Genomic DNA, 14,097 nt, shown 5'->3' on the forward strand with positions numbered 1-14,097 from the left:
AATATGAGTGTAGTAAAGGTTAAATCAATCATAGATTCCTCAAAAACATACGAATATGTGGACGATGGAAATCCTATCAGGGGCGGAGTGAAAGATGTTTATTTCGCTCCAGGCAGAAAATATGTAGTAGCATTTTTCAGGGATTCTTTAGACTTTAATCAAAAAGAGCGAATTAAAAAGATTGTAACAATTTATCTTGAAAATATTAAAAATGGACATAGTTCAGATTATTATTTAAGTCTTTTGTATAGATGGCCTTACGACGCTGTTGAAAAAGACGGAAAAACCGGTGTCATAGTTCCAATTTATGATTCCAAATTTTTCTTTAACAAGGGGTATAGCTCTAGTGATAATATTAAAGGAACCGAAAAAAAGGGACTTTGGTTTACAGCTCCATCTTTTAGAAATAATCAATACCCTCTAGTTTTAGATAAATCAGAACTGGGTGATTGGTTGAGTTATTTTCAGATTAGTATAAATTTATGCAGAGGAGTAAAAAAGTTACATCAAATGGGTTTAGCCCATTCTGATTTATCATATAACAATGTATTGATTGATCCAATAACAAAATCTGCTAACATTATAGATATAGATGGTTTAGTGGTTCACGGTCTTTATCCTCCAGAAGTCATTGGTACAGCTGATTTTATAGCGCCAGAAGTTTTAAGCACAAAACATTTGAAACTACATGATCCTAGTAGGAAATTGCCAAATCAGAAGACTGATTTACATGCTCTAGCAATTCTTATCTATATGTATTTACTAAGAAGACATCCTTTACGAGGTGGAAAAGTTTGGGATTTAGAATCTGAAAAAGACGAAGTCTTATCGATGGGAGAAAAAGCTGTTTTCGTAGAACATCCTACGGATCAGATCAATCGGGTAAAGGTAGATCATTTAAAAAAATGGAATTTATTTTGGGGCGATCCTGGCAAAATTCCCTACACTGTAACTGGTCCTTATCTGAGTGAATTGTTTAAAAAAGCCTTCATTGACGGGTTGCACAATCCTATACTTCGGCCGATTGCTAATGAGTGGGAAACTGCTCTACTGAAAACCGTTGATTTAATTCAGCCATGCAGTAATATCAACTGTGACGAAAAATGGTATGTTTTCGACAATACTTCAAAACCAAAATGTCCATTCTGCGCAACTCCACACAAGGGGACGCTACCTGTAGTTGATCTTTATTATAAATTTAAAGATAATGTCTGGAAACCTGAAAACCACAGATTAATGGTCTATCACAATCAGTATCTTTTTAAATGGCATGTTTCCAGGAAAGTCATTCGTAATGAAAGTTTGACTGCTTTGGATAAAAAACCTGTAGGCTATTTTACATTTTATCAAAATAAATGGGTTTTAGTCAATCAGAGCTTACCGAATATGAAAGATCTTACTGAAGACAAAATCGTACCTGTCAATTCGATGGTAGAGCTTACCGATGGTAAAAAAATCATGCTCTCGGATGAAGAAGGAGGTCGTTTGATGTATATTACTTTAACAAACAAATAAAAATACAAATGAATAACAATATTTTAGATTTGCACCCCGGTTTGGTAATCGGTTTTGCAATTGTAGTAGTCATCATGCTTTTACTGGATCTTGGGGTATTCAATAAAAAAGCCCATGAGGTTTCTTCAAAAGAAGCAACCATTTGGTCAGTCGTCTGGATTTCCCTATCTATGGTGTTTTCTGGAGTGGTATATTGGGTTTTCAACCAGACGGAAGGGCATGCTCTGGCATTAGAAAAATTTACACAGTATCAGGCAGCGTACTGGATAGAAAAAGCACTTTCAGTAGATAATCTTTTCGTATTTATCTTGGTTTTCGGATTTTTTAAAGTTCCTAAATTTCTTCATCATAAGGTTTTGTTCTGGGGAATCATAGGCGCTTTAATCTTCAGAGCCATCTTTATTTTTGCGGGAGTTGAGCTTATTGACCTTACCTATTTACCGGAGCTGAATATTTTGGGTCATGTAGTAAGAATCAACGTGATAATGACGCTTTTCGGATTATTTCTTATCTATGCGGGAATTAAATCCTGGGGTGATGGTGGCGATGATGATGATGAAGATTACAGTGATACTGCAGGTGCGAAATTGATTAAAAGCTTTTGGAAAGTTTCAGATAATTACGATAAAGATAAGTTCTTCACGGTACAAAACGGAATCAAAATGGCAACTCCACTTTTGGTTGTAGTTGCAGTAATTGAGTTTACTGATGTACTCTTTGCCGTAGATTCTATCCCGGCAATTTTTGCGATTTCAAATGATCCTTTTATCCTCTATACATCTAATATTTTTGCGATTTTAGGATTGAGATCTTTGTATTTCCTCTTGGCAAATTTCATTCACATGTTCAGTAAATTACCTTATGGTTTAGCAATAATCTTAGCATTTATCGGTGTCAAAATGTTGATTGCACCGTGGTATCACATCTCTTCACCGCTTTCATTAGGAATTGTGGGTGGAGTTTTGATAATCTCCGTTTTACTATCAGTCTTGCTTCCTGAGAAAAAAGAAGATAATATCGTAAAATAATCTTATTTTCGGTAATGTTCTGATCATTTGTATAAAAATGTAAAGGACATCATTACAAAACTAATAATCATGGAAAGACAAATCTCATCTCAAAATAGTAGTAATGATTTTATTACTGATGTATCTGGAATGGAAGAGATTCCTATACAGTATAATGATTTTGCTTCATTAGAAAATGAAAGTACGGATAAAGATCTTAGTAATAGATCATATAGTCATGAAGATGATTCTTATAAACTAGGCAGTAAGTATAGAAAAAAAATGACTCTCAGTGATGATCAATATAAACTTCTTGATCGGTTATCATTTAATAATAATGTTTTTAATGAGATAGAATATTGCAGGATTCAGATTTTAAAACAATTCTTGAGGGTTACAGACTTTTTATTTAAAGAATGTATACCAGTAAACCGTTCATATCACACAGTTATTGATGAGCTAACTGAAATTATTATTGTTTTAGAATACAATTATAAAAATGACAGTTTAAATTATAAATATACATCAGAATCAATCCAATCGGAGATCTTTAATCATATTCTGAAGTTGTGCGAAAATAATGTACGTGATTTTTATGATATAAAACGTAAAATTAATACTGATTTTAAATATACAAAGCCGGAAATTTTAGATAAGTTTAATAAGAAAATAATATCAAAAGCGGATGCCTTTCTTGAAAATCATAAGCATCAAATCTTAGATGCCGATTACAGAACTAATCTGATTCTTAATGAAACAAATACGAACAGATGGAAAACAAAATTTGAACTCATTAAATCAGACTATACAAATACAGTAGCTTTTGAAAGGGAGATTGCGAGGCTGGCAGAAGTAAATGTCAAGAATCCATCCGTTGACAACTTGTATTTTGAGGCTTCAAAATTTATCTCTGCTCATGATAAAAATTCATCACTTCGGTTGTACATTCATTATTTAGATAAGGATCTGGATTCTCAAAAGTTTGATAACAGAAAACTTACTAAAACGATACAAAAAAGTTTATTCACAACTGCTGATCAATTTGCTGCGTTTGAATCTGTAGTTAATGAATTTGTTCAGAACAGGGATCTTAATTCATGTCTCGAAAAAGTTAAAACCATTTATTTACCTAAAAGAAAAAAGATTATCATAGACAGCGATGCTATAGAACAGGTAAAAAGGCTCGACGCCGAAATTGCCCAAAAATTAGGGGAAATTTTAAGCGAAGAGGAAGAAAATATTCCTGTATATATATCAAACGTAGAGGGTGATAGCAAAAATATTGCTCTTAGCATAATTGATACTTCGGACGATGAAATTATTAAGTATGTTGAAAATTTAGACTTTAATGACATTCAAAAAGATATTTTGGATTTATTTGAAAAGAACAGTTTTTCAATTCTTCATTCGGAGTTTTCAGATTACATGAAAACCAGACAATTATTTGCTGGAGCAGCGATAGAGTCAATTAACGAGGCTTGTTTTGAGATGCTTGATGATATACTCATCGAAGAAGAAGACGAATATTTAACCATAAACTACGAATACTTTAAAAAACTACTTACTCATGATTAATAATATTAAACCAAAAGAAGCTACTTCAATCATTAATTCTTTAACCGGTGGTGTTGTACCCAAAGTGGGAGTTCAGCATATTACTGTGGGAAGGTCTGAAGAAGTTGATGCGGCGATCACTACACTAGAGGAGATTAGAAATGGTCATAGCGTGGTCAAATTCTGGATTGGAGATTTCGGGAGCGGAAAATCTTTTATGCTGCATTTACTCAATACAGTGGCAATGAAGCAGAAATTTGTTGTGGCCAATGCAGACTTTACTCCAGACAACAGACTCTATTCCAATGACGGGAAAAGTGTAATTCTCTATTCTGCGATCATGGATAATATTGCTATACAGACAAAACCAGAAGGTGGAGCTCTTCCTACTTTATTGGAAAAATGGATTGAACAGGTAATCTCCAAAACAGCAGAAGATAACAAAATTTCATTGGTAGATATCCGTAATGATCAATATCGTGATCTTATCAGAAACTCTATTATGAGAACAGTAAACGAAATTACTGAAGTTGGGGGATTTGATTTTGGGTCAGTTGTAGTAAAATATTATGACGGATACATTACCAACGATGAATCACTGAGAAGAAATTCTCTTAAATGGTTAAAAGGTGAATACAAAACCAAAACGGAAGCTAGACAGGACTTAGGAATTCGTGAGATCATTAATGATTCCAATTATTATGATATGTTGAAGAATTTCTGTAAGCTATTTGTGAACATGGGCTATAGTGGATTTATGATCAATCTGGACGAAGCCATCAACCTTTATAAAATTTCAACTTCTGCTGTGAGAGAGAAAAATTATGAAAAAATCTTATCCATTTACAACGATTGCTTTCAAGGTAAAGTCTCTAATCTATTTATCAATTTTGCAGGTACTAAAGAGTTTCTGGAGAATGAAAGAAGAGGACTGTTCAGTTATCAGGCTTTGAAATCAAGACTCCAGAGCAATAAGTTTGAAACTCTTGAAATCAGAGATTACGCACAGCCTGTCATTAAACTGCATCCTTTAAATCATAATGAAATCTTTGTTTTGCTCAAAAAATTAAAACTCATTTTTGATTTCAATTATAAGACACAACTTAATATTACTGATGAAGAAATTTCTTTCTTTATGGAAGAGATGTTCAACAAACCTGGAGCATCAGAATTTCTTACTCCTAGAGAGGTTATCAGAGACTTTCTGAATATCTTGAATATCATCAGACAAAATCCTGATGTGGATAAAAAACGCCTTTTCGGAGAGATAGAGATTTCCGATGAAAGACCGAATGATCTTGTGCTTTTAGATAACATTGATGAATTATGACAGCATTTGACCTTTTATCTGAGCCCATCAGAAAATACATCAGAGATCAACGCTGGGAAAGTCTTAGAAAAATTCAGGAGGCAACGATTCCAAGAATTTTAGAAACAGACAATAATTATGTTATCATATCAAAAACCGCTTCAGGTAAAACTGAAGCCGCTTTCCTTCCTATTCTTTCAAAAGTGAACTTTAAAGACAGGGGAGTTAAAGTATTGTATATTTCTCCACTTATAGCCTTAATTAATGACCAATTTGTAAGGGTAGAGAAGCTTTGCGATTACTTAGATGTAAAAGTTACAAAGTGGCACGGAGAGGCATCAAAAGCTCAAAAAGATCATCTGATTAAAAATCCTGAAGGAATTGTTTTGATTACTCCCGAATCTCTGGAAGCAATGTTCGTGAACAGACCTCAAAATATTCATCATCTTTTTTCCTCACTTGATTACATCGTTATTGATGAAATTCATTCTTTTTTAGGCTCTGAAAGAGGGTTACATTTAAAGTCGCTTTTAAGCAGGCTTCAACAAGTCAATCGCAGTCGTTTTAGTGTTGTTGGATTATCAGCTACTGTAAGCGATGTAAATCAATATGCGGAACTTAAAGATTATTTAGGGAATTCTGAGAACACAAAGATTATTCGTGATAATACGCCAAAACCCATTAATGCGCTTTTTAAATATTTCGCAGGCAGTGTCGAGGAGTTACCTCTTGATCTGTTAAAGGATTTGTATGTCAGAACTCGGGATTCTAAAATCTTGGTATTTCCGAATGCCAGAGGTCGGGTCGAAGAGGTTGCTGTTAAGCTGAAAAAGATTTCAGAAAGAGTTGGTGGACATCAGAATTATTTTTCGCATCATTCATCAGTTGATAAAGAAGTTCGTGAATATATTGAATTTTTTGCAAAAAGCGCAAAGATGGAAAATTTCTGTATTTCCTGTACATCAACATTAGAACTTGGAATTGATATTGGAAATGTTGACGAAGTGGTACAAATTGATGCTACGCACAGTATTGCATCGCTCATACAACGGGTTGGAAGAAGTGGAAGAAGGGAAGGTAAATCCAGCAATCTTTATTTGTACTCGACTGATCGATGGAGCCTTTTGCAGTCTCTTGCCTGCTGGTTATTGTATTCAGAACAATATATTGAGTCCATTCAGATTATTGAAAAACCTTATGATGTTTTAGTACATCAGATTTTGTCTATTGTAAAAGGAAGTTCTGGTTTGTATCTGAATGAACTTCTATCTAAAATATCTGCAAATTCTACATTTAGCAATATTACTGAAGACGAGGTCAAAGAAATTATAAATCATCTTCAAGAAATTGACTTTTTAGAGAAGTTAGGTCATGAATATATCGTTGGTGTGGAGGGAGAAAAAGTAGTTAATCACAAAGACTTTTACAGTATGTTTCATACACCTACTTTCTTTAAGGTTTCAAGTCAAGGTGTTAAAATAGGAGAGCTTCCTTTAAGTCCTCAGATAAAAGAAGATGAAAACATCTTTTTGTCTGCGAAAATATGGAAGATTAAATACATCGATTTTGAGTCTGAAAAAATCGAAGTTATGCCTGCAAAAGATGGCAAGAAACCCATTTTTCTCGGAGATGCAGCAGATACCGCAGATAGGATTAGAGAAAAAATGCTGGAAATTCTTTTCTCGAATGAGGTTTACGAATTTTTGGATCAGACCGGCCAATTTGTACTTCAGGATCTTAGAAAGGATTTCTCAGTATTCGAAATAAATACAGTGAGATCACAACGGCCGGTGCTCAATAGCAACGATAATATATTTTTTTATTCCTTCGCAGGATCAAAAGTCAATAAAACAATCTGTTTACTGCTTGATCATAAAGGAATAGAATTTATCCATGATGACAACAAATCAGTATTTAAAGTCAGTCATCATCAATCTGATTCGTTGAAAGATATCAAAACAATGAAACTCACTGATGAAGAGATTAATGGAATTTTAGTTATATATCTGAAAAAAAATCCGGGTATCATCAATATTTCAAAATGGGGTACTCATTTACCTTTAAAATTTCAGACTGAAATATTAAAAAATAAGCTGTATGATTTCAATGGGTGTTTCTCTTTCTTTGATCGAATTGAATATGTTTTAAACGAATCTGAGGCTTAATTTCTGAATGATTACATACTTTAGGTTAGATAAAAACATATTGAAATTCAATTTATTATTATTTTTTGTTAAGAATTTATTGATACAAAGATATTTTTATATAAGTTGAATGAAACGGAGAAATTAAAGATTAGGAACTTAACTTTAATTAATTATCATCAGACGGTGCATCAACCGGTTTTGACTGAGGAGAACCTTTTTCCCTTAACCAGATGGAAAGCAACACAATGGCGCCAACAGCAAGGAATTCACTCTGCCAGTTTTGAAAAGACTCAAACCAGAACTGGGAGTCTGTGAGATAATCAGTCCATTGCACGGTCTGCAGATGCTTTTCCATCTGCTCTTCATTATAATTATTAAAACTGCCTTTAAAATGAAAGATAAAGCTAAGTAAGAATAAGATTATAAAAGCAATAGAAAGAGAATGTTGGTAAACAGCCAGGATGATACCTCCTTTTTTGACCGCCCAGGGAGCATTTTGATGGGCAATCGGCTTCCGGTCGACATCTTCTTTCTCTGTAAGAGATTTCGATTCGGCAGAGCCTTTTTGTCTTAAGGCAACAGTCAGGAGGACATACATTCCCATCTGAAGAAATTCACTTTCCCAATTTTCAAAAGTGGCCTGCATAAAATGCGGACTGTAGAAATACGCAGTCAGTGATAGGGGAGGCATCTTTACTTCTGCGAGTTCACTGTTCTTTACGTGCCAGCCTGTGATGAACTGGCAGCCTAGAAATAGAATGAATAAGCTCATGACGACAATGCTCAGTCCGTTTTTGTAGAAAAAATTATTATGGGTTTTTTGCATGATTTGGATTTCTTTTGTTTATGAATTTAATAAAGGATTTCAACAAAAATCATACAGAAATCCCTGCAATAAAGCTATCAAATAAACTTTGTTTTTCCTTGCGATAAATTAAATACTTTGTTCATCATGTTTAGAATGCCTTAGCGATCGGAAATATTTTCAGAATCATCAAAAAAAATCTTTGTGTCCGTAGAATTAAAGTTTAGATTCTTTCAGAATGACAAACGTTTTTGTTATTTTGATATGACTGAAGATAATATCACTACTATTGTAAAAAAAACCGTCAGTTCGAACACCGTCAGTTCGAGTGTTTTTCGCAGCAAAGCGGAGAAAAATGTATCGAGAACCTATTAACCGCACACAAAATTTGTCTTTAAAACAAAAACTTCTTGATACGGTTTTTTCAAAACCTACTCGAAGTGACGACCTGTTTACCGAACCAAAGTCGTCCCGTCAGTTCGAGTGTTTTTCGCAGCGAAGCGGAGAAAAATGTATCGAGAACCCGTGAACCGCACACAAAATTTGTCTTTAAAACAAAAACTTCTCAATATGGTTTTTACAAAACCTACTCGAAGTGACGTCCTGTTTACCGAACCAAAGTCGTCCCGTCAGTTCGAGCACCGTCAGTTCGAGTGTTTTTCGCAGCGAAGCGGAGAAAAATGTATCGAGAACCCGTGAACCGCACACAAAATTTGTCGTTAAAACACACACTTCTCGATACGGTTTTTTCAAAATCTACTCGAAGTGACGTCCTTTTTATACAAATCCATTTCACCTCGTCAGTTCGAGCACCGTTAGTTCGAGTGTTTTTCGCAGCGAAGCGGAGAAAAATGTATCGAGAACCTGTGAAACGTGCACAAAATTTGTCTTTAAAACAAAAACTTCTCGATACTGTTTTATATCAAGACCTAGTCGAAGTGACGGGGGGTAGAATCCTTGTCTTTCATCAATAAGTTTACGTCTTTGTTTATCCTAAAAGCACAAAGCTATCTAATAAAAACTTGTCTCGCCTTGTGTTATTTAAGTTAGTAAAGAACTTCGCCGTAGCTGAGTGGAACGCCGTTGCGACCGAAAAATATTTTCATGATATTAAATGAAATTCCTTGCGATCTTAGCGTTAAAGATCCAGTAAAATCTTTTTGAGTTTTGGTGTTAATCAAAAACTTCTCGATACGGTTTTTATAAAACCTACTCGAAGTGATTACTAAATCCTTACATTTCATCATTAAATCTATGGCTACGTTTATTTAAAAGCACAAAGCTTTTAAAAAAAGCTCCCCAGAGTCAGAGACTGTGGAGAGCTTTGGTTATATATTGAAAAGAAAGATTTGCAGGTATTCTGATGAGGATTAATTTTTAATTTTCAGGTATCTGGGGCTCATTTCCATTATTGCACCAGTACATTGCATTATATACACTGTCTTTTGGAAAGACCTTGAAATTTTCACTGTTATTCAAATCATTAATTGTCTTTGTTCCTGCATGATCGCTGATGATCGCTGCCCGGTTATAAGGAGTGATATTTTTAAGACTTGAAAGAGAATGGGTCAGCCATGCATCTACATCAGTGTGTTCTGTATCTGCATTTAAATAAAGAAGATAATTCAGTTCGTCAAATTTTTCCACTTTATTTCTAACGTGGGGGATGACGATATTTTCAAAATCTTCCTGATTAATTTCACCGCTGGCATTAAATGCCGCAACATTTTCCGGAGCATCGTTGAGTAAGGTAATCATATCTTCTATTTTTTATGGTGTGAGAAAAGTTTATCAATTATCAAACCAAAGAAAAATAATGTGGTATGTATAACTGAGATCTTTTATTCCAATTAAAATAATGAAGAAGCAAGATTAAAGTGACAAGTTAAATCTTTTATATTTTTTTTAAAGCTGATTCTTTGTGAACTGCTTTTTTACCGGTCTTTTCACTCATGACCTCGTATTGAGGCTCACTTTCTGATGCTCTTCTTTGGCGGTTCATAAACATAAAATCTTTTGTATGGATCTTCATAATCGTTCCATGGGTTTCTCCGTTTTGAAATTGCCATTTTACATGGTCTCCTTTTTTTAGCATAATAATCAGATTTGGTGATTGTACAAATATTGGTTTTCAAACAACAAATACAAAAATGATACTAATAATGAGTAAGACTGTTAGATAATGAATCGTTTATCTCAGTTTTTCAGATATTATCTAAATATTTTTAGTTCAGTTACCTTTTAACAACTACAGTATTGAATACAAAACATTGATATACTTACAATTCACTTAAATATTAGACTGCATATTTTGTCTTTTTCAAGAGGAAATTTTTAAGGTTTTTGAAGTTTTAAGCGCTTGACCTGAATCTTCGTATTGGTTATTTCTTCTCAAGTTTTAGTATGGTTTTTAAGATAATTTCTCTGTTTTTATTTGAAGTTATCCATTTTGGCAGCCTGCTCCCTAAACTTTTATTAACCCTATTTTCAATATCTCTTTCTCTTAATTTTGCAGAAACAAAATTTTTAATAAAATTTAAATGTTCATAATTGTATGCCCAAAATAAATTTTCTCCAACATTTGCTGTATACCACAAAGTTATATGAAAGTATGGATCAATTCCACCTCCAAAAACGATCATGTTTTTAATAATATCACTTGAATTTTTAATACTTGAGCATCCCAAATATTTTTTATCGGAATTCCTGTTAAATCCACAATTGGGACATACTAATTTTACATTGATGTCTTGAAATTTTTCGGATTTTATAATTGCTTTTTTTTCACAATTTGGACAAATAACATAAATTTCTCTGATAAAATCAAAAACTAAAATTTCATAACTGTCTTTATTACGGGTTTCATCCATTTAACTGATTTTATTTTGTCTGAATTTATATTTTAGTACTGTTATTTAGAGTTTAGCTGCTGTTATATTTCTCAATAGCTGTTTGGAAAATTAATATTGGGTTTTGCCCTAGATGATTGAACGAAGATATAAAATCAAAATCTAATTAATAAAAGGTACGCAAAAATAGCATAAATCTCTTATTATTGTGTTTTGCGTAAAAGTCATTGTTTTGACTGTAGGAATAAGACTGGCAACTGCTTTTATATACAGTATGGTATTTACTGCCGGCGAAAGAGCATGAATCTGTTTCATCGGTTCGGTCTTTAACCGATAATTTAAATAAAATATAATTTACCAGCTTTAAGCCCATTAGAAAAATACAGTCTGTGGTTAAGATCCGATAAGGTTAATAGATTACCTGTTATGAATAAAATCCCAATTACTGATAAATGATGTTTAGAGCCAAAAAACATTAATCAATGAATTGCGATAAAATTATCCCGATTCCCCATCATGTATGGCATGGTTTTAGACCTTTAGGAAGCGTTGGACAGCAATTAAAAACCTTCAATATGTATGATTCATCGGGATTTAAGAAGTTAGTAATACAGTATCTGGAATTTTTGGTTGCGGAAGATTTCGGCTATGACTATGAGCTTCGTCACGAGGTAATCTTTACAGAAAATTTAGTTTCAAAAAGTGTGGTGATTGTTCCTGATTTTTCAGAGAGAATTGAGGATGATATTGCATTAAGGGATTATCTGTCCATCATTATTTCCAATATTAATCTCAGGCTTATTAAGACTGAAGATATGTTCAGGACGTTGAACCAGTAATATTTACTTTCAGATCAATCGGCAATTTCAATTTTAAAATAAAAAAGGCTGCAATTCTTTTTGCGGCCTTAACAGTATCAGTTATCAATATTCTTTTTTACGACATCAATCATCTCATCAATGCCAAATGGTTTTGCAATATAATCATCTGCTCTGCATGCTGCTGCTTCTGCGGCAAGGTTAGTGGAGGTTGATGTCAGAACTGCAGGAATTTCTTCTGTTTCAGGATCGGACTTCAGTTCTTTGATTACCTCAGATCCTTTCACCGTGCCCTTGATATGATCATCGACAATGACAAGGTCAGGATCGATATCCTCAATATTTTCGATCGGTTCTGTTGTGAGGGAGCCCGTTACGTCAAATCCTTCCTCTTCCAGTACATGATCCATAATCTCAAGAATATCTTTATTATCCTGTAAGAGTACAACTTTTTTCTTCATTCAAAATAGTAAAATAATAATGCAAATATAATCAATATTCCTTCACGGTGAATTATCTGTTTCAGATTTATGGAATGGTTTGGTTCTTAGTATAGTATGTTTTTCTTGTAGCATGTATTTTCCGGTCTCTAGAACTGCAGTTTGAAAGGGCCTTCAAAATAGGTGTCATAGGAATCCAGCATTTTGCCTTTCTCATCAAATACACCGATACTGATGTTCTGTTTGGATAGCTTCATTTCCTTTTCCGGAAAACTGATATTTACTGATCCTTTGGTAATTTTGTCCCGGTCAACAACAATTTTACTGGAAGCACTGTAAGTGATGTCACCATTGGCCGGTTCGAGAACTTTGATGGTTACGGTTCTCTTCTCATTACTTTTATTCAGGAAGGTGTAATTGTAGGTATTTGTTATTTTTCCGTCTCTCACGAAGAATGTACTTCCTGCAGGCTTGATAAATTTTGCTTCCATTGTCCCTCGGTTATACAACATAAAACCTAAGAAAAGCTGAAGAGCAACAAGTATCACCACAAAACTCATCATACGTGTCGTAAATTTTGCAGGCTTCTGGGTTTCAATTTCATTCTCTGTGGCATAACGGACCAGTCCGCGCGGCAGGCCTACTTTATCCATCACCTCATCACAGGCATCAATACAGGCAGTACAGTTCACACACTCCAGCTGTTGTCCGTCCCTAATATCAATTCCGGTCGGGCAGACTACAACACATTGGTAACAGTCGATGCAGTCTCCCTTTCCTGCGGCCTTGCGGTCTTCGCCTTTTCTCCATTTCGAACGGTTTTCGCCACGGTTGAAATCATAAAAAACATTGATTGTTTCTTTGTCGATAAGCACGCCCTGCAGTCTGCCATAGGGGCAAACAAGCGTACATACCTGTTCCCTGAACCAGGCAAACACAAAATAAAATGCAGCGGTAAGAAGGATCATCACTGTGAAGTTGGTGGGATGGGCAAACGGTCCTTCAGATACAATTCTGAAAACTTCTTTATATCCAACAATGTACATAAACATGAAGTGCGTAAAGATCAGGGAAAGTATCAGGTAAATGGTCCATTTCAGACCCCTTTTCCATATTTTTTCCGTGTTCCATTCCTGGCGGTCAAGCTTCATCTGCTTATTCCGGTCACCTTCAATCGCATATTCGATCTTTCTGAAAACATTTTCAAGAAAAATGGTCTGTGGACAGATCCATCCACAGAAAATCCTTCCAAAAGCAATCGTAAAGAGGATGATACAGATCAGCGAAACAATTGCACCCAGCGTCAGCAGGAAAAAGTCCTGTGGGTAAAAAGGCTGTCCTACGATAAAAACCTGGCGGTTGATCAGATCAAACTGCAAAAAAGGATTTCCGTTCACAGAGACAAATGGAATAGCAAAATAAAACGCCAATAGAGTATAAGCAACGATGTTTCTATAGTTGGTATATCTTCCTTTCGGTTTTTTAGGAAATACCCATTTTCGTTTTCCTGACTGCTCCATTGTACCGATGGAGTCACGATAGGTTTCAGGCTCAAGCACCTGGCCCTGTCCTCCTTTTATTTCACTTTCTTCTATCTGAGACATGTATTGGTATATTTAGTCAGCTGACTGTTTGATTTTATCACAATGTTTT

At 34.5% G+C, this 14,097-nt stretch carries 12 protein-coding genes; 6 read left to right on the forward strand and 6 right to left on the reverse strand.

Annotation, left to right across the window (positions count from 1 at the left end; translation table 11 throughout):
• Positions 1–3: 3 nt before the first annotated feature.
• The 5 genes from AC2A07_RS10945 to AC2A07_RS10965 all read left to right on the forward strand — a co-directional run bounded on the left by AC2A07_RS10945 (position 4) and on the right by AC2A07_RS10965 (position 7,550).
• Entirely contained in the window at positions 4–1,515 is a 1,512-nt protein-coding gene (locus tag AC2A07_RS10945) for a protein kinase domain-containing protein (RefSeq protein ID WP_484050422.1), read from the forward strand.
• 8 nt (positions 1,516–1,523) lie between these two features.
• The gene (locus tag AC2A07_RS10950; RefSeq protein ID WP_484050423.1) at positions 1,524–2,543 is read left to right on the forward strand and encodes a TerC/Alx family metal homeostasis membrane protein; all 1,020 of its coding nucleotides are present in this window, start codon (positions 1,524–1,526) and stop codon (positions 2,541–2,543) included.
• A 69-nt stretch (positions 2,544–2,612) separates the two neighbouring features.
• Positions 2,613–4,097 carry a tellurite resistance TerB C-terminal domain-containing protein gene (locus tag AC2A07_RS10955; RefSeq protein ID WP_484050424.1) on the forward strand — a complete coding sequence of 495 codons (1,485 nt, stop codon included), beginning with the start codon at positions 2,613–2,615 and terminating at the stop codon, positions 4,095–4,097.
• Complete coding sequence (locus tag AC2A07_RS10960) at positions 4,090–5,406, forward strand: ATP-binding protein (protein WP_484050425.1); 1,317 nt, start codon at positions 4,090–4,092, stop codon at positions 5,404–5,406. Before AC2A07_RS10955 ends, AC2A07_RS10960 begins: the two co-directional genes overlap by 8 nt.
• The gene (locus AC2A07_RS10965) at positions 5,403–7,550 is read left to right on the forward strand and encodes a DEAD/DEAH box helicase (protein WP_484050426.1); all 2,148 of its coding nucleotides are present in this window, start codon (positions 5,403–5,405) and stop codon (positions 7,548–7,550) included. The genes AC2A07_RS10960 and AC2A07_RS10965 overlap by 4 nt, the downstream gene beginning before the upstream one ends.
• 148 nt (positions 7,551–7,698) lie before the next feature.
• On the opposite strand, the gene AC2A07_RS10970 is transcribed toward AC2A07_RS10965, so the two are convergent.
• The 4 genes from AC2A07_RS10970 to AC2A07_RS10985 form a co-directional block, all read right to left on the reverse strand.
• Positions 7,699–8,358 carry a DUF6766 family protein gene (locus AC2A07_RS10970; RefSeq protein ID WP_484050427.1) on the reverse strand — a complete coding sequence of 220 codons (660 nt, stop codon included), beginning with the start codon at positions 8,356–8,358 and terminating at the stop codon, positions 7,699–7,701.
• Positions 8,359–9,714: 1,356 nt separating this feature from the next.
• Positions 9,715–10,095: a SpoIIAA family protein gene (locus AC2A07_RS10975; RefSeq protein ID WP_484050428.1), complete on the reverse strand. Its 381-nt coding sequence runs from the start codon at positions 10,093–10,095 to the stop codon at positions 9,715–9,717.
• 136 nt (positions 10,096–10,231) lie between these two features.
• Complete coding sequence (locus tag AC2A07_RS10980; RefSeq protein WP_314498846.1) at positions 10,232–10,432, reverse strand: HVA1 family protein; 201 nt, start codon at positions 10,430–10,432, stop codon at positions 10,232–10,234.
• Between the two features lie 286 nt (positions 10,433–10,718).
• Entirely contained in the window at positions 10,719–11,207 is a 489-nt protein-coding gene (locus AC2A07_RS10985; protein WP_484050429.1) for a hypothetical protein, read from the reverse strand.
• 461 nt (positions 11,208–11,668) lie between these two features.
• Between AC2A07_RS10985 and AC2A07_RS10990 the strand changes: the two genes are divergently transcribed.
• On the forward strand, positions 11,669–12,025 hold the full coding sequence (locus tag AC2A07_RS10990; protein ID WP_484050430.1) for a hypothetical protein: 357 nt from the start codon (positions 11,669–11,671) through the stop codon (positions 12,023–12,025).
• A 77-nt stretch (positions 12,026–12,102) separates the two neighbouring features.
• On the opposite strand, the gene AC2A07_RS10995 is transcribed toward AC2A07_RS10990, so the two are convergent.
• Together AC2A07_RS10995 and ccoG are read right to left on the reverse strand one after the other, a co-directional pair.
• Positions 12,103–12,465, reverse strand: coding sequence for a response regulator (locus tag AC2A07_RS10995; protein ID WP_484050431.1), 363 nt, complete (start codon positions 12,463–12,465; stop codon positions 12,103–12,105).
• A gap of 128 nt (positions 12,466–12,593) precedes the next feature.
• Positions 12,594–14,048 (reverse strand): cytochrome c oxidase accessory protein CcoG, encoded by a 1,455-nt coding sequence (gene ccoG, locus AC2A07_RS11000; RefSeq protein WP_484050432.1) that lies wholly within the window; start codon positions 14,046–14,048, stop codon positions 12,594–12,596.
• Positions 14,049–14,097 lie beyond the last annotated feature (49 nt).

The sequence above is a fragment of the Chryseobacterium sp. HNCC26DJ238 genome (assembly GCF_057180465.1).

Coding starts and splice junctions, on each gene's coding strand:
- ccoG (WP_484050432.1), bottom strand. CDS start 14,048: ATGTCTCAGATAGAAGAAAGTGAAATAAAAGGAGGACAGGGCCAGGTG.
- AC2A07_RS10980 (WP_314498846.1), bottom strand. CDS start 10,432: ATGCTAAAAAAAGGAGACCATGTAAAATGGCAATTTCAAAACGGAGAA.
- AC2A07_RS10990 (WP_484050430.1), top strand. CDS start 11,669: ATGAATTGCGATAAAATTATCCCGATTCCCCATCATGTATGGCATGGT.
- AC2A07_RS10960 (WP_484050425.1), top strand. CDS start 4,090: ATGATTAATAATATTAAACCAAAAGAAGCTACTTCAATCATTAATTCT.
- AC2A07_RS10995 (WP_484050431.1), bottom strand. CDS start 12,465: ATGAAGAAAAAAGTTGTACTCTTACAGGATAATAAAGATATTCTTGAG.
- AC2A07_RS10965 (WP_484050426.1), top strand. CDS start 5,403: ATGACAGCATTTGACCTTTTATCTGAGCCCATCAGAAAATACATCAGA.
- AC2A07_RS10985 (WP_484050429.1), bottom strand. CDS start 11,207: ATGGATGAAACCCGTAATAAAGACAGTTATGAAATTTTAGTTTTTGAT.
- AC2A07_RS10975 (WP_484050428.1), bottom strand. CDS start 10,095: ATGATTACCTTACTCAACGATGCTCCGGAAAATGTTGCGGCATTTAAT.
- AC2A07_RS10955 (WP_484050424.1), top strand. CDS start 2,613: ATGGAAAGACAAATCTCATCTCAAAATAGTAGTAATGATTTTATTACT.
- AC2A07_RS10950 (WP_484050423.1), top strand. CDS start 1,524: ATGAATAACAATATTTTAGATTTGCACCCCGGTTTGGTAATCGGTTTT.
- AC2A07_RS10945 (WP_484050422.1), top strand. CDS start 4: ATGAGTGTAGTAAAGGTTAAATCAATCATAGATTCCTCAAAAACATAC.
- AC2A07_RS10970 (WP_484050427.1), bottom strand. CDS start 8,358: ATGCAAAAAACCCATAATAATTTTTTCTACAAAAACGGACTGAGCATT.